This is a genomic window from Herbiconiux gentiana (genome assembly GCF_024978135.1).
In the GTDB taxonomy this organism is placed as follows: domain Bacteria; phylum Actinomycetota; class Actinomycetes; order Actinomycetales; family Microbacteriaceae; genus Herbiconiux; species Herbiconiux gentiana.
The window spans coordinates 82,323-101,284 of record NZ_JANTEZ010000008.1; the positions used below are offsets into that span (position 1 = coordinate 82,323).

22 protein-coding genes are annotated in these 18,962 nt (G+C 72.3%); 9 read left to right on the forward strand and 13 right to left on the reverse strand.

All coding sequences use genetic code 11. The features are described from left to right. Positions 1 to 8: 8 nt before the first annotated feature. Complete coding sequence (locus tag NVV95_RS16545; protein ID WP_259487652.1) at positions 9 to 590, reverse strand: RNA polymerase sigma factor; 582 nt, start codon at positions 588 to 590, stop codon at positions 9 to 11. A gap of 30 nt (positions 591 to 620) precedes the next feature. Further along, positions 621 to 755, reverse strand: a complete 135-nt coding sequence (locus tag NVV95_RS16550) for a hypothetical protein (protein WP_259487653.1) — start codon at positions 753 to 755, stop codon at positions 621 to 623. Positions 756 to 814: 59 nt separating this feature from the next. On the opposite strand from NVV95_RS16550, the gene NVV95_RS16555 reads away from it, so the two are divergent. Beyond that, positions 815 to 1,510: a helix-turn-helix transcriptional regulator gene (locus NVV95_RS16555; protein ID WP_259487654.1), complete on the forward strand. Its 696-nt coding sequence runs from the start codon at positions 815 to 817 to the stop codon at positions 1,508 to 1,510. A gap of 97 nt (positions 1,511 to 1,607) precedes the next feature. After that, positions 1,608 to 1,982, forward strand: a complete 375-nt coding sequence (locus tag NVV95_RS16560; RefSeq protein ID WP_259487655.1) for a VOC family protein — start codon at positions 1,608 to 1,610, stop codon at positions 1,980 to 1,982. A gap of 24 nt (positions 1,983 to 2,006) precedes the next feature. On the opposite strand, the gene NVV95_RS16565 is transcribed toward NVV95_RS16560, so the two are convergent. Beyond that, positions 2,007 to 3,167, reverse strand: coding sequence for an epoxide hydrolase family protein (locus tag NVV95_RS16565; RefSeq protein ID WP_259487656.1), 1,161 nt, complete (start codon positions 3,165 to 3,167; stop codon positions 2,007 to 2,009). Positions 3,168 to 3,293: 126 nt separating this feature from the next. Between NVV95_RS16565 and NVV95_RS16570 the strand changes: the two genes are divergently transcribed. Further along, positions 3,294 to 3,965 (forward strand): TetR/AcrR family transcriptional regulator, encoded by a 672-nt coding sequence (locus NVV95_RS16570; RefSeq protein WP_259487657.1) that lies wholly within the window; start codon positions 3,294 to 3,296, stop codon positions 3,963 to 3,965. Here the strand turns inward: NVV95_RS16570 and NVV95_RS16575 are convergent. After that, entirely contained in the window at positions 3,880 to 5,319 is a 1,440-nt protein-coding gene (locus NVV95_RS16575) for a sensor histidine kinase (protein WP_259487658.1), read from the reverse strand. The genes NVV95_RS16570 and NVV95_RS16575 overlap by 86 nt on opposite strands. Continuing rightward, positions 5,316 to 6,011, reverse strand: a complete 696-nt coding sequence (locus NVV95_RS16580) for a response regulator transcription factor (RefSeq protein ID WP_259487659.1) — start codon at positions 6,009 to 6,011, stop codon at positions 5,316 to 5,318. The genes NVV95_RS16575 and NVV95_RS16580 overlap by 4 nt, the downstream gene beginning before the upstream one ends. A 136-nt stretch (positions 6,012 to 6,147) precedes the next feature. On the opposite strand from NVV95_RS16580, the gene NVV95_RS16585 reads away from it, so the two are divergent. From NVV95_RS16585 to NVV95_RS16595, 3 genes are read left to right on the forward strand one after another with little or no spacing between them, the layout of a single operon-like run. Then, complete coding sequence (locus NVV95_RS16585) at positions 6,148 to 6,774, forward strand: VTT domain-containing protein (RefSeq protein WP_259487660.1); 627 nt, start codon at positions 6,148 to 6,150, stop codon at positions 6,772 to 6,774. Beyond that, positions 6,767 to 7,531 (forward strand): COG4705 family protein, encoded by a 765-nt coding sequence (locus tag NVV95_RS16590; RefSeq protein WP_259487661.1) that lies wholly within the window; start codon positions 6,767 to 6,769, stop codon positions 7,529 to 7,531. The genes NVV95_RS16585 and NVV95_RS16590 overlap by 8 nt, the downstream gene beginning before the upstream one ends. After that, positions 7,528 to 8,793, forward strand: a complete 1,266-nt coding sequence (locus NVV95_RS16595) for a COG4705 family protein (RefSeq protein WP_259487662.1) — start codon at positions 7,528 to 7,530, stop codon at positions 8,791 to 8,793. The genes NVV95_RS16590 and NVV95_RS16595 overlap by 4 nt, the downstream gene beginning before the upstream one ends. A gap of 94 nt (positions 8,794 to 8,887) precedes the next feature. Here the strand turns inward: NVV95_RS16595 and NVV95_RS16600 are convergent, their stop codons facing one another. The 5 genes from NVV95_RS16600 to NVV95_RS16620 form a co-directional block, all read right to left on the reverse strand. Beyond that, entirely contained in the window at positions 8,888 to 9,229 is a 342-nt protein-coding gene (locus NVV95_RS16600) for a carboxymuconolactone decarboxylase family protein (protein ID WP_259487663.1), read from the reverse strand. A gap of 90 nt (positions 9,230 to 9,319) precedes the next feature. Then, positions 9,320 to 10,495 (reverse strand): MalY/PatB family protein, encoded by a 1,176-nt coding sequence (locus NVV95_RS16605; RefSeq protein WP_259487664.1) that lies wholly within the window; start codon positions 10,493 to 10,495, stop codon positions 9,320 to 9,322. 93 nt (positions 10,496 to 10,588) lie between these two features. Continuing rightward, positions 10,589 to 11,515 (reverse strand): SDR family oxidoreductase, encoded by a 927-nt coding sequence (locus NVV95_RS16610; RefSeq protein WP_259487665.1) that lies wholly within the window; start codon positions 11,513 to 11,515, stop codon positions 10,589 to 10,591. A gap of 167 nt (positions 11,516 to 11,682) precedes the next feature. Beyond that, positions 11,683 to 12,522 (reverse strand): helix-turn-helix transcriptional regulator, encoded by an 840-nt coding sequence (locus tag NVV95_RS16615; protein WP_259487666.1) that lies wholly within the window; start codon positions 12,520 to 12,522, stop codon positions 11,683 to 11,685. A gap of 88 nt (positions 12,523 to 12,610) precedes the next feature. After that, positions 12,611 to 12,826, reverse strand: a complete 216-nt coding sequence (locus tag NVV95_RS16620) for a hypothetical protein (RefSeq protein WP_259487667.1) — start codon at positions 12,824 to 12,826, stop codon at positions 12,611 to 12,613. 80 nt (positions 12,827 to 12,906) lie between these two features. On the opposite strand from NVV95_RS16620, the gene NVV95_RS16625 reads away from it, so the two are divergent. From NVV95_RS16625 to NVV95_RS16635, 3 genes are all read left to right on the forward strand, one after another. Further along, entirely contained in the window at positions 12,907 to 14,724 is a 1,818-nt protein-coding gene (locus NVV95_RS16625) for a cell wall-binding repeat-containing protein (RefSeq protein ID WP_259487668.1), read from the forward strand. Positions 14,725 to 14,809: 85 nt separating this feature from the next. Beyond that, positions 14,810 to 15,652 carry an aldo/keto reductase gene (locus tag NVV95_RS16630; protein ID WP_259487669.1) on the forward strand — a complete coding sequence of 281 codons (843 nt, stop codon included), beginning with the start codon at positions 14,810 to 14,812 and terminating at the stop codon, positions 15,650 to 15,652. A 35-nt stretch (positions 15,653 to 15,687) separates the two neighbouring features. Continuing rightward, complete coding sequence (locus NVV95_RS16635) at positions 15,688 to 16,137, forward strand: BLUF domain-containing protein (RefSeq protein ID WP_259487670.1); 450 nt, start codon at positions 15,688 to 15,690, stop codon at positions 16,135 to 16,137. Positions 16,138 to 16,191: 54 nt separating this feature from the next. On the opposite strand, the gene NVV95_RS16640 is transcribed toward NVV95_RS16635, so the two are convergent. From NVV95_RS16640 to NVV95_RS16650, 3 genes are all read right to left on the reverse strand, one after another. Continuing rightward, positions 16,192 to 17,148, reverse strand: coding sequence for a sugar phosphate isomerase/epimerase family protein (locus tag NVV95_RS16640; protein WP_259487671.1), 957 nt, complete (start codon positions 17,146 to 17,148; stop codon positions 16,192 to 16,194). Beyond that, positions 17,145 to 18,392 (reverse strand): dihydrodipicolinate synthase family protein, encoded by a 1,248-nt coding sequence (locus tag NVV95_RS16645; protein WP_259487672.1) that lies wholly within the window; start codon positions 18,390 to 18,392, stop codon positions 17,145 to 17,147. The genes NVV95_RS16640 and NVV95_RS16645 overlap by 4 nt, the downstream gene beginning before the upstream one ends. Beyond that, positions 18,389 to 18,962, reverse strand: a 574-nt coding sequence (locus tag NVV95_RS16650; protein ID WP_259487673.1) for a Gfo/Idh/MocA family protein, incomplete at its 5' end; no start/stop codon positions are given. The genes NVV95_RS16645 and NVV95_RS16650, both read right to left, overlap by 4 nt.

The window sequence follows — 18,962 nt, forward strand, 5'->3', positions numbered from 1 at the left end:
GATGTCGTTCATGAGAAATCTCCTGCGCTGGTCGAATCGGCGGTGACCGAGAGCCGTTTCCGCAACCGGCCCTTCATGCGGGACAGTCGGGTCTTCGCCGACCCTGGGGAGAGGTTCACCGCTTCGGCGGCGTCGAGCACGGAGAACCCCTCGAGGATGACCAGGGTCGCGAGCTGGCGGTCCACCGGGTTCAGGTCCCGCATCGCATCCTGGAGCTCATCGCCGAACGGTTCGAGACGGGCCAGAGCTTCGTCATCGACCGCGGGCACGGGCTCGGTGCGAGGCAGCCGGTCGAGCAGCTTCCGATAGCGAGCCGTCGCCCGGCGCGAGTTCGAGGCGACGTTGGACACGGTCACGAGAAGCCACGGAAGAAGCGACCCGTTCACGACGCGGACCGCGCCTCGATTGCGCCAGAGCTCGAGGAAGGCCGTGCCCGCTACGTCTTCGGCGTCGTGCCAGTCCAGAAGGATCCGGTAGGCATGACGAAAGACCCGATCCTTATGCAGATCGAAGACCTCGCCGAACGCCGCGGGGTCGCCCTCGCGCGCCCGGCGCCAGAGGTCGACCTCGTCAGAATCGTTCTCGCTCATAACAAGTAGTGTCCGGATGCGCGGCGAAGGTTACACAGGACGCAAGGTCGCGACGTAGCCGTACAACGCAGCCGAAGATTCGTACACCACCCAATCGACGATGTCGCCAACCCGGATCAGGATCCGATCCTCCACCAGCTGCCAGTCCGTCAGCCACACGAGCATGAGCCCATGGTCGCAGACCGCGACCGCTGGGTGGGGCCGAGCTGGCGGATGATGGACGGGTGAATCGAACCGATCGGCTGTACGGCCTCGTCGAGGAGCTCCGCGCCGCCTCCCCGCGGCCCCGCAGCGCCCGCCGGCTGGCGGAGCGGTTCGAGGTGTCCGTGCGCACCATCGAGCGGGACCTGGCCGCGCTGCAGGAGTCCGGGTTGCCGATCTGGGCGGAGCCCGGCCGCACCGGCGGTTACGTCATCGACGCCTCCGCGACGCTCGGGCCGGCCGGGTTCACCCTCGACGAGGCCCTCGCGGTGCTGATCGGGCTCGGCACCCTGCGGAACAGCCCGTTCCGGCAATCCGCCCAGACCGCCGCCCGGAAGATGCTGGCCGTCATGCCCGACGGCGACGCCGCCCGCGCGACGGCGCTCGCCTCCCGGGTGCACCTCCTGGAGAGCGACGAGGACACGGTCACCCCGCCCGGCTTCGCCGCGGCCCTCCGGTCGAACCGCGTCGTCCGGCTCCGCTACCAGGACGCCACCGGCGCCGACACCCTCCGCGAGGTCGAGCCGTTGGGGTCGATCGGCAAGGAAGGGCACTGGTACCTGATCGCCTGGTGCCGACTGCGCGACGGGGTCCGGGCGTTCCGCGGCGACCGGATGCTCGCCCTCGAGGTCACCGACGAGAGACCTCCGCTGCGCATCCTTCGTTCTGAGGACCTCGCCATCTCGTACGGCCGGCTGCGATCGGTGATCGACGACTGATTCGCGGTCGCCGACTTTCACCGAACACCGACAGGACGGTGTCGCGACCACCCGGGAAGCTGAGCTCGCACGTCATCAGCACCACGGAAGGAAATCCATGTCGTTCGCCTCAATTCGCATCATCACCGACGACCTCGAGGGCCTCGTCGCCTTCTACGAGCGCGTCACGGGCCAGCGGGCCGAGCGCCCAGCGCCGGTCTTCGCGCAGTTCAGCGGCCCGGGCGCGACCCTCGCGATCGCGAGCTCGGCGACCGTCGCGATGCTCGGCGGGGCGCTCGCTCCTGCGACGAATCGTTCCGTCGTCATCGAGTTCGAGGTCGCCGACGTCGACGACGAGTTCGCGCGGCTCCAGCCCGCGGTCGAGGACGTCGTGCTCGAACCGACCACCATGCCCTGGGGCAACCGCTCCGCGCTGTTGCGCGACCCCGACGGCAACGTCGTCAACCTGTTCAGCCGCCTCCAGCCGGCCTGAACAGCGGGGCGAGCCCCGAGGCGCTCAGCCGCGCAGGCTGCGCAGCCCCGCTCGTAGTTCATCGACGAGGATGCGCGGCTGCTCCAGCGCCGCGAAGTGCCCACCCCGCTCAGCCTCCGTGAAGTGCACCAGGCCGGGGTACGCGCGCTCGACCCACGTGCGCGGCAGGCGCGGGATGTCCCGCGGGAACACCGTCACCGCCACCGGGAGCTCGAGCACCGGGCCCGCCATCGTGGCCGAGCGGTTCTCCCAGTAGATGCGCGCCGAGGATGCCGCGCTGTCGGTGAGCCAGGCCAGCGAGATCTGGTCGAGCATCGTGTCGAGCGCGATCGCCTCCTCGGCGCGCCCCGTGTTGTCGGTCTTCGACTGGTACTTCTCGTAGATCCAGGCGGCCTGACCCACCGGCGAGTCGGCGAGGGCGAAGCCGACGGTCTGGGGCTTGGTGCCCTGCAGATGGTTCGAGCCCCCGAGCGGGCCGGCGTAGTGGGCGAGGCCCTCGACGGCTCGCCGTTCATCCGGTGACAGCGTCTCGGGGATGGGGTCGGGGAAGGCGTAGGGCGTGCTCAGGTGCAGGCCGAGCAGCCCCTCGGGGCGCTGCACACCCAGCTCGGTCGTGACGGCGGCACCCCAGTCGCCGCCGTGGGCGGCCCAGGTCTCGTAGCCGAGGCGGCGCATCAGCTCGGTCCAGGCTCGGGCGATGCGGGCGACGTTCCAGCCGGTGCTGGTGGGCGCGGCCGAGAAGCCGAAGCCGGGCAGCGAGGGGATGACGACGTCGAACGAGTCGGCGGCGTCACCGCCGTACGCGACCGGGTCGGTCAGCGGGCCGATCAGGGCGAGGAAGTCGACGAAGGAGCCCGGCCAGCCGTGGGTCAGGACGAGCGGCAGGGCGCCGCGGTTCTTCGAGCGCACGTGGATCACGTGGATGTCGACCCCGTCGATGACGGTGAGGTACTGCGGATGCTCGTTCAGCTGCTGCTCGAGACGGCGCCAGTCGTACCCCTTCTGCCATCGTGCGACGAGGGCGCGCAGCTCGTCTGTTCTGACCCCTTGCGACCAGTCGGGAACCGTCTCTCGGGTGGGCCAGCGGGTCGACTCGAGGCGCCGCTGCAGGTCGGCGAGCGCCTCGTCGGGGACGGCGGCTCGGAACGGGCGGAGCTCGGTGGGTGCGTCGGTCGTGCGGGACATGGCGTGTCTCCTCGGGGCGTCGGTCGGATGGGCGGCGTGCCGTCGAACGCGATTGCACACCGGTGTGCAATCTACGCCCATTGCACAGCAGTGTGCAATCATGGATTCCGAGCGGAGGAGGTCGGGGTGGGCAGTGTGACCGAGACGCGGGATCGAATCCTGGACGTGGCGATCGGGGTGCTCGGCGCTTCGCCCGAGGCGGGGATGGGCGAGGTGGCCGCGACCGCCGGCGTCGTCAGGCGCACGGTCTACGGGTACTTCCCGACGCGGGCCGACCTGGTGAACGCGCTGGCGAAGCGCGCGGCCGACGAGCTCGCGGCGGTGCTCGTCGGGGTCGCGCCCGATGAGGCTCCCGCGGCCAGCGATGATCCCGCGCCCGATGCGGCTCCCGCGGCCAATGCGGCTCCTGCGGCCGGCGAGGCCGCTGTTCCCGCCGACGTCACGTGGGCCCGGTTCGTCGCGCGACTGTGGCCGGTCGCCCACCGCTACCGGGTGCTCGTGGTGCTCCGGCGCGGCGAGTTCGGCACGGGCATCCACGCCCTGCTCGCCCCGGTCGAGCAGCAGCTCGCCGGTCTCGTGGCGCGCGGCCAGGACACCGGCGTCTTCGGCCGCCACCTGCCGGCGGATGCGCTCGCCCAGGTGGTCTGGTCGGCTCTGTTCACCCTCGCCGACGCGGGTGCCGACGCGGCGGCGGCGGCCACGACGACGCTCCTCATGCTCGGCGTGCCGGCGGCCCGGGCGTCGCAGCTGGCGGGGTCGGCAGTCCAAAAGTCCGCACCAGAGGAAGATCGACCGTGACCACGAGACCGTGCGGGTCGGCGGCGGAAAGGCGAGCGGTGCCCCCGGCCGACGCGGCGGCAGCGGCCACGATCGCGAGCCCCAGTCCGCTGCCGCGTCCTGCCGCGCGGGACTGATCGTCCTGCGAGAACCGGTGGAAGGCGTGGGCGACGAACTCCGGTGACATGCCGGGCCCGGTATCGGCCACGGTCGTCACGAGGCGGTCATCCTCGACCACGACCGTGACGGTCACCCGACCGCGACCGTCGAGTTCCTGCACCGCGTTCGACAGCAGGTTGTCGAGCACCCGGCCGTAGTGCAGCGGCGCCATCGCGACTCCCGCCCGGGGAGGGTCGAGCGGCGCGACGAGATCGATCCGGACCTCATCACCCGCGGCCACCAGCCGCGCGCGATCGAGCGCGTCGCCGGCCTCGTCGACGAGTTCCGTCACGGTCGAGACGACCGCAGCCCCACCGCTGTCCAGGCGGGACAGCTCGAGGAGGCTGTCGACGAGCCGGCTCAGACGAGCGGCGGCCTGCTCGGCGGCGAGCAGATCCGTGTCGAGGCGCGCCCGGTCGCCGGTACGCAGGAGCTCGAGCTGGGCCTGCAGCACGGCGAGCGGAGTGCGGAGTTCGTGGCTGGCGTCGGAGACCATCTGGCGTTCACGTGCCGCGGCGGCGTGCAATCGAGAGATGAGGGCGTTGAGCGTGGTGGCCAGCTCGGCGATCTCGTCGTCGGCCGGCCCGATCGGCAGGAGGGCGGCGGACGCGGACGCGGCAGAGTCGGCGGAGTCGGCGGCGACGATGCGATCGGCGCTCCGCCGGAGCTGGCTCACCGGACGCAACGCCGCACCGGTGAGGATCCAGGAGGCGACGCCGAACAGCAGCGTGAGGGCGCCGAGCCCGGCGACAAGACCGACGGTGAGGTCACGGAGCACTCGGGCGGACGCGGTCTCGTCCCGGGCGGAGATGATCGTCCAATCGCCGTCCGGGGAGTCCACCGTCTCGACGGCGACGAGATACCGGGACCCGCCGGCGGCGAGGTGCTGAGGGCCCGACCGCCCGAGGTCGATCGACCCGAGAGTGCCGGTGACCGCGTCGGGAAGAGTCGAGGTGCGGGTGGCGCCGGTGGGGTCGACGACCGCGATGAGCTGGCCCTCCCCGGGGTTGTCGACGGGGTCGCCCGGCTCCTGCTGGATGGCGGTCTCGAACGGGGTGGCGTCGCTGACTAGCACCTCGTAGCTCGCGTTCTGCAGGATGGCGTCGACCTGCTGGCGCACCACGATGGCCACCCCGGTGAAGAACAGCGCCGCGATCAGGATCGTGCCGATGGTGATCCGGGCGCGGATCGACAGACGCCCGAGGGCCCGGGTCATGAGCGCTCCAGCCGGAACCCGACGCCGCGGACGGTGCGGAGGGTCACCCCGCTGCCCACTGGATCGACCTTCCGGCGCAGGTAGCTGACGTACTGGTCGACGATGTTCGGGTCGGTGTGCTGGATCGAGCCCCAGATCTCCTGCAGGATCTGCTCGCGCGGAACCGTCTCGTCGACGTTCTGAGCCAGCAGCCGCAGCAGGGCGAACTCCTTCGGGCTCAGCTGCACCGGGGTGCCGCCGGCGGTGACCGCGTGGTCGTGACTGTCGACGACAAGCCCGGCGACCTCGAGGCGGGGGCTCGCCGCGACGCTCTCCCTCCGGCGGAGCGCGCGGAGGCGGGCGGCCAGTTCGGCGAACGCGAACGGCTTGACGAGGTAGTCGTCGGCGCCGGCATCCAGCCCCTTCACCCGGTCGTCGACGTCGTCGCGGGCGGTGAGCATCAGGATGATCAGGCCGGGGTCGCCGTCACGGAGCCGCCGGCAGAGCTCGAACCCCGACATGCCGGGCAGCATCACGTCGAGCATCGCCACCGCGAGGTCGCCCCGTCCGGCCCGGATGAGCGCGGAGGTGCCGTCCTGGCACCACTCCGCGTCGTAGCCCTCGTCGGCCAGGCCGCGCACCAGGAGAGGGCCGAGCTGCGTGTCGTCCTCGACGACGAGCACACGAACGGGATGGCCGGACGCTCTGCTCATGGTGCCATTCTTCCGCGCGCGTCACGCGCGGCGGGGAGTCTGAACGTTCTCTCACGAACGAGCCGCGATTTGGGGCGTGTTCTCGCACCTGCACTACCTAGCCTTCGAGCACGAACAGTCGACTGAAAGGGCGCGCGTGCTGATCCGATCCGGGGGCCTCCTCGATCCCACCGCACTCCTGGAGGGTGCGGGGCCATGGGTGCTGCCCGTGGTGATGGGGATCATCTTCATCGAGACCGGGCTGCTGTTCCCCTTCCTCCCCGGCGACTCGCTGATCTTCACCGCCGCCCTGCTGTCGGGCACGCTGGGACTGCCTCTTCCGGTCCTCGTCGCGGGCGTCGCGATTGCGGCGATCCTCGGCGACACGGTCGGGTACACCATCGGCCGCCGGTTCGGTCGGCGGCTGTTCAAGCCCGGGGCGCGCATCCTGAAGACCCGCTACCTCGAGAAGGCGGACGACTTCTTCGCCCGCTACGGGGCCCACTCGCTCGTGCTGGCCCGGTTCGTTCCCGTCGTGCGCACCTTCGTGCCGCCGGTGGTCGGCATGTCACGGATGCCCTACCGCCGCTTCCTGCTGTGGAACGGTATCGGCGGCCTGGCCTGGGCGCTGCTGCTCGCCGTCGCCGGGTTCTACCTGGGGCGGATCCCGGCGGTCGCGGACAACGTCGATCTGATCGCGGTCGGGATCGTCGTGGTCTCGATCATCCCGATCGCCATCGCCGTCATCCGGGAACGACGGGCCGGCGAGCGCGACCATGGGTGACCGCGTGCTCGTGCGCCCCGTTGCCGTCGCGAGCAAGGTTCCCCCGATCACGGTGCTGTTCTGGGTGACGAAGATCCTGACCACCGGGATGGGCGAGACCACCTCCGACTTCGTCGTGACGACGATCGAGCCCGTCATCGGGGTCGCGATCGCGTTCGTGCTGCTCGCCGGAGCGCTGGTGCTGCAGTTCCGCACCCGCACGTACGTGCCGTGGGTGTACTGGCTCGCCGTCGTGCTGGTCAGCGTGTTCGGCACGATGGCGGCCGACGTCGTGCACGTGCAGTTCGGGGTGCCCTACGAGGTCTCGACCGCCGGGTTCGCGATCGCGCTCGCCGTGGTGTTCCTGGTCTGGCGCCGCACCGAGCACACCCTGTCGATCCACGCGATCGACACTCCCCGCCGGGAGGCCTTCTACTGGGCGGCCGTTCTCACGACGTTCGCGCTCGGTACCGCGGCCGGGGACTGGGCCGCGCACGTGCTGGGCCTCGGCTACCTCGGATCGGGGCTGCTGTTCCTCGTGGCCATCTGCATCCCCGCCGTCGCGTACACCTTCTTCTCGGCCGATGCGATCGTCACGTTCTGGGTCGCCTACATCCTGACCCGGCCGCTCGGCGCCTCCTTCGCGGACTGGCTCGGCGTCGGCCCCGACCGCGGCGGCATCGGCATAGGCACCGGACTCGTCAGCCTCGTGCTGGCGGTCGCGATCGCCGCCTGCGTCGCACTTCTCACCCGACGACACGCGAAGGCGGCATCATGAGCGCACACGACCTCCGGGCCACCACGTCGACTCGGCAGCTGCTGAGCAAAGTCCCCGAGATCACGATCTGGTTCTGGATCATCAAGATCCTCTGCACCACCGTCGGTGAGAGCTTCGCGGACTACATCAACATGGCCCTCGGGGTCGGCCTCGTACCCACCGCGATCATCTTCACCATCGTCAGCGCGTTCGTGCTCACCGTGCAGATCCGGCTCAGCCGCTACCGGCCCGCCGCCTACTGGCTCACCGTCGTCGTGATGAGCATCACCGGAACCCTCTACACCGACATCCTCACCGACCAGGCCGGGGTGCCCCTCGTGGTCAGCTCGAGCGTCTTCGCGGTCGCCCTGGCCATCGTGTTCGCGATCTGGTTCGCCCGCGAACGCACGCTCTCGATCCACAGCATCGTCACCCGGCCCCGCGAGGCGTTCTACTGGGTCGCCGTGCTCGTCACCTTCGCCCTCGGCACCGCGCTCGGCGACTGGACCCTCGAGCTCACCGGCTGGGGGCCCGGCCTGTCGATCCTGTTGCCGCTCGTGCTCATCGGCATCGTCACCGCCCTCTGGCGCTACGGCGCGAACCCGGTGCTCACCTTCTGGATCGCGTACATCCTCACCCGGCCCCTCGGCGCGAACATCGGCGACTGGCTGGGCCTCACCCCGGCAGAGGGCGGGCTCGGTCTCGGCACCTTCACCACCAGCCTGATCTTCCTCGCCGCCATCCTCGCCACGGTGATCTACCTGACCATCAGCAAGACCGACCTCGTCGAGCGAGACCGAGCAGCGGATGCGCGGCCGTCGTCGCCCCGTCGCCGCCGACTCTCCGTGCTGGCGCTCGGCCTCGTCGCCGCGGCCACGATCGGGCTCCTCGCCTTCACGAACAGTCAGCCCCACGCGAGCGCGCTGGCCGACGAAGGCCCGGGACCCAGCTGCAGCAGCGCGGCACCCCTCACCCAGGACGAGGCCACGGCCTCCGCGAAGGCGAACTTCCCCGTGTCGGACATGAACGACTTCCGCACGATCACCACCGACATCCTGGCTCTCGTGCAGAGCGGCGACCAGGCCGGCGCATCCGCCCGCGCCACCGACCTCGAGACCGCCTGGGACGACCGCCAGGACACCCTCAACGCGGCCGACTGCGGGGCCTGGACCTTCATCGACCAACAGATCGACCCGGTGCTCTCCTCAGTGCGCTCGCCCTCGCCCGACGCTGCCACCGAGCAGCGCGCGCTCCAGGCGCTGCTGATGACCCTCGGGGCCTGAGCCCTCGGCTGCCGGGCCGCCGGGCCGCCGTCAGGCGGCACCGCCCCGCTCCCCCGACGAAGGCAGGGCTCCTCCACCGAGGCGCCCGGCCCGCTCAGTGCTCGTGGGCGCCCGAGAGCTTGAAGGCGAGGCGGCCGTGGGCGTAGCCGCCGCCCGCGCGGATGGCGGTTGCGACCCAGGCGGACTCGGCGAGCTCGGCCTCGGTGGCTCCTGCCTTGACGGCGTTCTGGCTGTGGGCGTCGATGCAGTAGACGCACTGGGTGGTGATGCCGACGGCGAGCGCGATGAGCTCGCGGTACTTCAGCGGGATCGCGCGGCCCTCGGGCTGGAAGACCGCGGAGTCGAACGCGGCGAAGGCGGCCAGGATGTCGGGCGTCTCCTTCTTGTAGACGGCGGTGTAGGTCTTGTCGGCGGTGCGGTCGAAGTAGTCGGCCATGGTGGGTCCTCTCGGATGGCGGGTGAGCTGGTGGGCGGATGGTCGGGTAGTGGGAAGTAGCCGGGGGGCTGCCGGTCGGTCGGCGTCGGCTCAGGGGCCCGGCAGCGCATCCGCTATTCGCCGCACCGCCTCGCGCAGCAGCGGGCGCGGCATCGCGAACACGAGGCGCACGAAGCCGTCGTAGCCCGCCCCGCAGAGCGCGCCGTCGGTCACCGTCACCCCCGCCCGCAGGCCGAGGAACTCCGCCGGCGACCCCTCGATGCCGAGCCCCCGGCAGTCGAGCCAGGCGAGATATGTCGCCTCGGGCATCGCGTAGCCGACCCCCGGCGCGTGCGTCGCCAGCAGCGACCCGAGTAGCCGCCGGTTGCCGTCGAGGTACTCGACCACGTCGCCGAGCCACTCCCGCCCGTCGCGGTACGCCGCGGTCGCCGCGATGACGCCGGGGGTCGCCGCCCCGTGCTGCACCGCGAAGCCGAAGCGCGCGTAGCGCCGCTCGTCGGCGTCGTTCGTCGTGATCAGCTGGGCCGCCTTCAGCCCGGGCACGTTCCAGGCCTTCGATGCACTGGTGCCGGTGATCGAGTGGGCGGCGGCGGCCTCCGACACGGTGGCGTACGGGATGTGCGCCCGCCCGTCGAAGCGCAGCGGCGCGTGGATCTCGTCAGCGAACACGCGCCCGCCGTTCCGCTCCACCACCTCCGCGATCGCCTCGAGTTCGGCGCGGTCGAGCGCGGTGCCCGTGGGGTTCTGCGGGTTGCACAGGACGAGCGTGCCGGCGCCTGCCCGGAAGGCCGCGTCGATCGCGTCGAGGTCGTGCCGCCAGCGCCGCCCGCGCCCGTCGCCCGTGTCGCTCACGATGCCCGGCACCTCGACCACCGGATGCCCCAGCGTCGGCGGATAGGTCAGGAACGGCATATACGCCGGCGTCGGCACGATCACGGCCGAGCCCGGCGGCGAGAACGCCGTGACCGCCACCCCGAGGGCCGCCATCACGTCGGACACGTGGTGCACCCGGGCGGGGTCGACACGCCAGTCGTAGGCGTCGAGCATCCACTCGGCCGTGGCCTCGGCCATCGCGTGGGCGGTCGCCGGCGCCAGGTAGCCGAGCACCCCCTCGTCGAGAGCGCGGTGCAGGGCGGCGGTCACGGCGGGCGCGGTTCCGAAGTCCATCTCGGCGACCCAGGCCCCGATCGTGCCGGGGCGAAGGCTCCACTTGCGGCTCGAGGGCACGTCCAGGCGGTCGGCGGTGAGGTGGTCGAAGGGATGCATGTCCCCGCCATCCTCGCGGGGGCCGCCGTGGTGCGCTCGCACTGTTGCGCAATGCGTCGGCAAGGCGATCCGCCACGTCCCCACCCGCGACCGTCAGGGCGCCGGGATGCCCACGAGCTCCACCGACACGTCCCACAGCCGCCGCGCCTCCGCCGGGTCGCGCAGCGGCTTCCACAGCTCGCGCTCGACCGGCGGCCCGCTCAGCGTGCGCTTCGGCCCGTAGAGCCGGTCGCTCCGCACGTGCTCCCCCGTCGCGGCGAGCAGCGCGGGCAGGGCGGCGTTCTCGGGCGACCCCGCGAGGCCCAAGCGGCCGAGGGCCCCGATCAGGCGGCGCTCGGGCGGCGTGCGGTCGCGGCCGAGCGCGGGCTGGGCCGCCAGCAGGTTGGTCGGCGAGATGCCGGGGTGGGCGAGCGTGCTCCGGATGCCCCAGCCCTCCTCCCGGCTGCGGGTGTCGAGCTCGCGGGCGAACAGTCCGTTCGCGATCTTCGACGCCGCGTAGGCCTTCATGACGTCGTAGTGGCGCTCGGAGTTGAGATCGTCCCAATCGATCGAGCCGCTGCGCGCGGACACGCTGGTCTGGTGGGTCACCCGCCCGCCGCCCTCCCGGAGCAGGGGCAGCAGGCCCAGGGTGAGGGCGACGTGCCCGAGGTGGTTCGTGCCCAGCTGCAGCTCGAAGCCGTCGGCCGTCGTGCGGCGCTCGGGCGGGTTCATCACGCCGGCGTTGTTGACGAGCAGGTCGATCGGCCGCCCCTCGGCGGTGAGCTCGGTGACGAGGGAGGCGACCGAGGCGAGGGAGGAGAGGTCGAGCATCCGCGTGCCGACCTTCGCGCCGGCGACCTCGTCACGGATGCGCCGGGCCGCCGCGTCGCCCTTCGCGCGCGACCGCACGGGCAGCACGACCTCGGCGCCCGCCCGGGCGAGCCGGGTCGCGATGACGAGGCCGATGCCGTCGCTCGCGCCGGTGACGACGGCGAGGCGTCCGGTCTGGTCGGGGATGGCGAGATCGTAGGTGCGTGGCATGGTGTCCTCCGTGGGAATGGTCGCCTGGTCGGCGGTTCCATCGTCGAACGGTTCGGGATGCGCATCCAGGGCCTGTGGATCAGCGGCTGCGGAGGGCGCGCCTCGGCCGCCGGCCGGCACCCGGCGCGGAGGTCGCGACCGGCCGTCGACCCGAGGGCCCGACCCGGCTACGGCGTGAGCCGCTGCGCGCCGATCACCGCGAGCAGCTCGAGCTTCTCGTGGCTCTCGCTGCCGGGAACCGCGGTGTAGACCAGCAGCCGGTGCGACTGGTCGGGGTCGATCAGCGTCTGGCAGCTCAGCTCGAGCGCCCCGACCTCCGGGTGGTGGAACCGCTTCAGCTCGGGCGGGCGCACCCCGACCTCCTGCGTCTGCCACACCTCGCGGAACTCGGGCACCTCCTGCAGCAGCACGGCGAGCTCGGCCGCCCGCGACGACGGCCCGCGCAGGGCGACGAGCTCGCGCAGCCCTGAGGCGTACAGACGCGTCAGCCGCCGCTGCTCGTCGGCCGGGTAGGCCTCCCGGGTAGCGGGGTCGGTGAACCAGCGATAGCCCAGGTACCGGTCGTTCCCGCGACGCTCGGTCGCGTCACCGGTGAGTGCGACGCCGAGCGGCGTCTGCCGCAGGGTCTCGCCGAGCTCGGTGACGATCTCGGCCGGCGTGTCGACCAGGCGGTCCAGGATGCGCAGCAGCCCCGGGCTGATGTAGCCGCTCGCCGTCCCGCGCGCCGGCGGTCGGTGCCCGGCCAGTCGCAGCAGGTGATCGCGCTCGTCGAGCGTGAGGTGAAGGCCCTGCGCGATCGCGGCGACCATCTGCTCGGACGGGTGCGGGCCGGTGCCCCGCTCGAGCCGGGCGTAGTAGTCGGCCGACATGTGACTGAGGGCGGCGACCTCCTCGCGGCGGAGTCCGCCGGTGCGCCGGCGACTGCCGCGCGGCAGGCCGACATCCGCCGGCTGCAGCGTTTCCCGGCGGTGCCGCAGGAACGCGGCCAGCCCTGCACGATCGATCACGTCGCCCCGTTCCCTCGAGGCTCAGTTCTATCGCACCGGGCCGCGCGCAGCCACGCCCTGACGATCCACCCCTGCGCCCGAGCGGCGGTCAGATCCCGCCGCCCGCGCCGAATCCGCTGCGGTCGGACATCTGCCGCGCCATCGTCGCCCGGGTGTCGGGCGCGTCGGCGGGCCGGTCGGCCGGATGCACGCGGCGCTCCACCACGTCGAGCCCGCCCCGCAGGCGCCGGCGCACGACGAGCGCGACGACCACCACGGCCACGAACACCATCAGCGCGATGACGTCGATCCAGAACGGTTCCATGACGCTTCCTCCTCGTCGATCGTCGTGCCGTCATCCCATCATCGACGACCGTCGAAACGAGACCTCGGGATACACACCCCATGCCCAGCCGGTCGGGCGCCACCGCCGCTGCTACTGTGACCCCGTCGGGCGCCATCGGGGAGCGGCGACAGCGGGGGGACACCATGGTGGCTGCACGACGCACCGGACTGATCGGGGCGGCCATCGGCGCGCTGCTTCTGGGCGTGATCGGAGCGGTCGCGCCCGCCGCGGCCGACGACGCCCGCCCGCCGATCGACGTGGCGCTGACACCGGCCGGCGTCTCGCTCGTGGCGACCTGGAACGCCTTCGGGTACGTGCCGTCCGAGACCCGCCAGATCCACGTGACCCTTCCGCCCGAACTGCTGGACTACTCGTTGACCGGGTACTCCTGGCGGCTGTCCGGCCTCGAGTCAGATCTCACCGGCGTGCTCCCGGCGACGCAGACCTCCTTCGACATCGACCTCCCCTTGGATCTGGATCACGCCTCGCTCCAGCTCGACGTCGTGGCTGCGACTGGCGGTGACGGGGATTCGGCGATGCTGTCGGCTCTCATCTGGCCCTCGGTGCCCGGGGTGGGAGATCCGCCGATCGTCGTCGTGGACGCGGATCTCGATCCGACGTCCTCGAAGGCGACGGGCACTCGCGAGCACGTGTTCACCGGGGAGCCTGCCGCACTGACCCTGCAGGGAGGCGACCGGATCGCGCTGAAGGGTGCCCCGGGTCTCTGGACCACCGGGCCGACCGGGGACTGGGGCGATGCGTTCGTGCATCATCAGGTCGAGGTGAGCGGGTCCAACGGTGAGCTCCCACTGGAGGCAAGCGCCTCGTCGGACGGTTCCACGCTGCTGGCCGCCATGCCCGACGACGTCAGCCGACTCCGCGCCGACACCCTCCTGGTGGCCTTCCGACCCCTGGTCAACGGCGAGAAGGTCGTGGAGTCCATCCGGTTCGACTCGCGCGTTTCGATCGAGCGGACGATCAGCGCCACGCGCGTCGACGGCGCCGACCGGTACGCCGTCGCGGCCGCCGCGTCCGCCGCCCAGTTCCCCGAGGGCGCGCCCGTGGCCTACGTCGTCACCGGCGAGGGCTTCGCCGACGCTCTCAGCGCCGGGCCGGCCGCCGCGAAGGATGGCGGGCCCCTGCTGCTGACCCACCGCGACGAGCTCACCGCCGACACCGCGGCCGAGCTGCAGCGGCTGAGTCCCGGGCGCATCGTGGTGGTGGGCGGGGAGAAGGCCGTGTCCGACGGGGTGCTCGACACGCTCGCCGGCATCGCCCCCGTTCAGCGCTTCGCCGGCGCCGACCGCTTCGCCGTCTCGCGCGCGGTGCTCGACACGGTGTTCGGCCCGGAGACCTCCGGCCTCTACCTCGCCACCGGCGCGGCGTTCCCCGACGCCTTGGCCGCGGGTGCGGCCGCCGGAGCCGCCCGGGAACCGGTGCTCGTCGTCGACGGGCGCGCATCCGCTCTCGACGACGCCACGGGAGCCGCACTGAGCGCCCTGCCCCTCGACCGGGTCGCGATCGTCGGCGGGCCCGCCGCCGTCTCGGAGGGGCTGGCCGACGACGTCGCCGCCATCGCCCCGGTGCAGCGCTACGGCGGCGCCGACCGCTTCGAGGTCGCGGCCGCCCTGAACGCGGCGGTGTTCGACTTCGCGCCCGAGGCCTTCGTCGCCACCGGGGCCGACTTCCCCGACGCCCTCGCCGGCTCGGCCTGGGCGGGGCGCACGCGCGCACCCCTCTACGTCACGCGCCCGGGCTGCCTGCCCGCGGAGGCACTCGCCGCCATGCGGGGTCAGGACGTCTCGTCGATCACGGTGCTCGGCGGCCCCCTCGCCGTCGCCGACCCGGTGCTCGCCCTCGAGACCTGCACGGGCTGACGTCGGCCGACCCGGCTGTCCAGCGGTCCGGGAGACCCGGCAGGCAGACCCTGCGCCCGAGCGGCGGCCGGGATAGCGTGGAGGGATGACCGAGATCGCTCCCACCCTCACCCTGAACGACGGCCACGAGATCCCCGCGCTGGGCTTCGGCACGTACCCGCTGCGCGGCGAGCAGGGGGCGGATGCGGTGGCCTCCGCCATCGGCACCGGCTACCGCCTAATCGACACCGCGTTCAACTACGAGAACGAGGGCGCGGTCGGCGAGGGCATCCGCCGCTCGGGCCTGGATCGCGCCGAGCTCTTCGTCACCTCGAAGTTGCCGGGGCGCTACCACGCGCGCGAGCAGGCCGGCGAGGCGGTGCGCGAGTCGCTCTGGCGGCTGGGGCTCGACTACCTCGACCTCTACCTCATCCACTGGCCGAACCCGAGCGTCGGAAAGTTCGTCGAGGCCTACGAAGCGCTCGTGCAGGCCCGCGAGGAGGGTGTGATCCGCTCGGTCGGCGTCAGCAACTTCACCGCCGGCAACCTGCGCACGATCATCGATGCCACCGGCGTGACGCCAGCCGTCAACCAGATCGAGCTGCACCCGTCGTTCCCGCAGGAGGAGCTTCGCGCGGTGCATGCCGAACTCGGCATCGTGACCGAGGCCTGGAGCCCGCTCGGCAAGGGCGCGGCCCGCTACGACGACCCGGCGATCGTCGCGGCTGCGGAGCGGCACGGGGTGTCGCCGGCCCAGGTCATCCTGCGCTGGCACGTCGAGCTCGGCAGCGTTCCGATCCCGAAGAGCGCCACGCCTGAGCGTCAGGCGGAGAACCTCGACGTGTTCGGCTTCGAGCTGTCGGCCGACGAGGTCGCGGCGATCACCGCCCTCGGGCGGCGCGACGGCAGGCTCTTCGGCGGCGACCCGGAGACGCACGAGGAGCAGTAGCCGCAGCCGATGCGCGGCTTCGGTAGACTCCGGGGGTGGGTACCGAACAAGACGACGTGCTGTCGATCATCTACTCCAGCAGCGCCACCGTGCCGTTCAGCGACGACGACCTGGTCGAGCTGCTGAAGGTCAGCCGCCACAACAACGCCGGCAGCGAGGTGACCGGCATGCTGCTCTACCGCGACGGCCGCTTCCTGCAGGTGCTCGAGGGCCCGGAGCCGTCGGTGCGCCGCCGCATGGAGGTGATCGCGGGCGACTCCCGGCACGTGGACGTGCTGGTGCTGCTCGAGGAGGGGCTCAACGAACGGCGCTTCCCCGACTGGACGATGGGCTTCGTGCCGCACGAGGCCACCCCGCCCGACGATATCCCCGGCTACCTCAGCGCCTTCGGCCTCGCCGACGACGACGAGGACTCCCGCGAGGCGGCCCGCGCCCTCGCCGAGCTCATGGCCTGGTTCGAGGACACGGCGAAGCGCAGCGTCTGACCGGAGAGCCGGTCGGCGCAGCGTCCGACGGCAGCCCGGGTCGGTCCGCCTGGCTCAGAGCCACGGCTCCACCAGCTCGGCGTAGCGCCGCGCCATGGTCGCCACGACGTCCGCGCCCGGCGCCGCCCACACGTCCGCGTGGAAGATCTCGACCTCCACGTCGCCCGCGTAGCCGGCGGCCGCCACGGCCCGCGTGAAGGCGGGGAAGTCGATGTGTCCGTCGCCCATCATGCCCCGCGACAGCAGCGTGTCGGCGGGCAGCGGGGTGATCCAGTCGCAGACCTGGTAGCTGACGATCCGCTCCCCCGCCGAGGCGACGAGGTCGAGCACGCTCGGCTCCCACCACAGGTGGAAGGTGTCCACCACCACGCCGACCTCCTCGGGCGCGAACGGTGCCGCCAGCTCGAGCGCCTGGCCGAGCGTCGAGACGACCCCGCGGTCGGCGGCGAAGATCGGGTTCATCGGCTCGATGCCGAGCACCACGCCGCGGGCGCGCGCTTCGGGGGCGAGTTCGGCGATCGCCTCGGCGGCGCGGGTGCGGGCGCCGACGAGGTCCTTCGAGCCCTCCGGCAGGCCGCCCGGCACGAGCACGAGGGTCGGGGCGTCGAGCGCCGCCGCCTCGTCGAGGGCGCGGAGGTTCTCGTCATGGGCGGCCCGGCGCGCGGCCGGGTCGATCACGGTGAAGAATCCACCGCGGCAGATGCTCGAGACCCGCAGGCCCGAGTCGGCGATCCACGCGGCGGCGGTCGGCAGCCCGACGTCGGCGAGGGGCTCGCGCCAGACGCCGATGCCCCCGAGCCCCGCGGCGACGGCGCCGTCGATGGCCTCCCGCAGTGTCCAGTTCGCGGTGGTGCGCTGGTTCAGCGACAGCCGCGCGAGCCGCGGGTCGCCGGGCTCCGGGGTGGGGATGCGCGCCGGCAGCCCGCTCGGCACGTCGAACGCCCTGGCGCGAGCGCCGGCCCGCGCATCCTGAACCGCCGCCACGACCCCCACCCCCTGCTGCACGCTCATCGCCTCGCCCCCAGCGTCTCGGCGAGCACCCCGAACCGGTGCGCCGCCAGCGCAGGATCGGGCAGCAGCCGCGCCTCGTTCAGCAGCTCCACGACCCGCGCGAGGTGCGGCAGGCTGCGCGCCGACTGCAGCCCGCCCACCATCTGGAAGCCGTCCTGCGCCCCGGTCAGCCACGCCGTGAAGGCGATGCCGACCTTGTAGTAGAAGGTGGGCGCCTCGAAGATGTGGCGCGACAGCTCCAGCGTCGGCGCCATCTCGGCGTCGTAGCCCTCGAGGTCGCCGCGGTCGAGCGCCGCCAGTGCGGCCGAGGCGGCGGGGGCGATGGCCGCGAACGCGCCGAGCAGAGCATCCGAGTGACCGTGCTCGTCGCCACGGATGAGCGACGGGTAGTTGAAGTCGTCACCCGTGTAGAGCCGCACCCCGGTGGGCACTGCCCGGCGCAGCCCGATCTCGTGCGAGGCGTCGAGCAACGACACCTTCACGCCGTCGACCTTGCCGGCGTGCGCCTCGATCAGCGACAGGAAGGTCGACGTCGCCGCCGCCACGTCGCGCGTGCCCCAGTAGCCGGCGAGCTGCGGGTCGAAGGCCTCGCCGAGCCAGTGCAGCACGACCGGCTCCGACACCTGCGACAGGATGCGGTCGTAGACGGCGAGGTAGTCCTCGGGCCCGGAGGCGGCGGCCGCGAGGTGACGCGAGGCCATCACGATCACCTGCGAGCCCGTCGACTCGACGAACGCCACCTGCTCGAGGTAGGCGTCCTGCACCTCGGCGAGCGTCGCGACGCCGGGGGCCACGGCGAGGTGGTCGGTGCCGGCACCTGAGGCGATCCGGGCCCCGAACTCTGCCGCCTGCGCCGCGCTCCGGGTCACCAGCTCTTGGATGGCGGGCCAGTCGAGCCCCATGTTGCGCTGCGCGGTGTCCATCGCCTCGGCGACCCCGAGCCCGTAGCGGAAGAGGTGGCGGCGGAACGCGAGCGTCGCGTCCCAGTCGATCGCGGCGGGCGCACCCGGCACGTTGTCGCCGCGCGGGTCGGCCACCACGTGCGCGGCCGCGAACGCGACCCGTGACGTGTAGGGCGACGGATGCTCGGCCCACGCCCGCGGCTCGTTCAGCTCGATCTCACGCCACCCGGTGGCGGTGGGCAAGGCGAGGCGAGAGCCGGTGGCGCCGCCGGCGCGGGAGCCGGTGCCGCTGCCGGCGCTGGCGCGGGAGCCGGTGGCGGCCGCCGCCCCGACGAGCGTCATGCCCCCACCGCCGTGATCTCCACGCGGCGCCCCTCGTTCGACGACTGCAGCCCCGCGTCGACGAGCTGCAGCCCGCGCACGCCGGCGGCGAGGTCGTACGGGTGCTGACGGCCGGCGGCGACGTCCTGCAGGAACTGCTCCCACTGCGCCCGGAAGCCGTTCGTGAACTCCTGGTTGTCGGGGATCTGCGTCCACTGCGACGGGAAGTCCTGATCGGTCGGCAGGTCGGGGTTCCAGACCGGCTTCGGGGTGTTCACCCGCGGCTGCACCTTGCAGCCGAACAGGCCGGCCACGGCCGAGCCGAGGGTGCCGTCGACCTGGAACTCGACGAGCTCCCCGCGGTCGACCCGCACGGCCCAGCTCGAGTTGATCTGCGCGATGATGTCGCCCTCGAGCTCGAAGATGCCGTAGGCGGCGTCGTCGGCGGTGGCCTCGTAGCGGTCGCCCTGCTCGTCCCAGCGCTCGTGGATGTGGGTGACGGCCTTCGACGAGACCGCCTCGACGCGACCGAAGAGGTTCTCGAGCACGTAGTTCCAGTGGCAGTACATGTCGAGGGTCATGCCCCCGCCG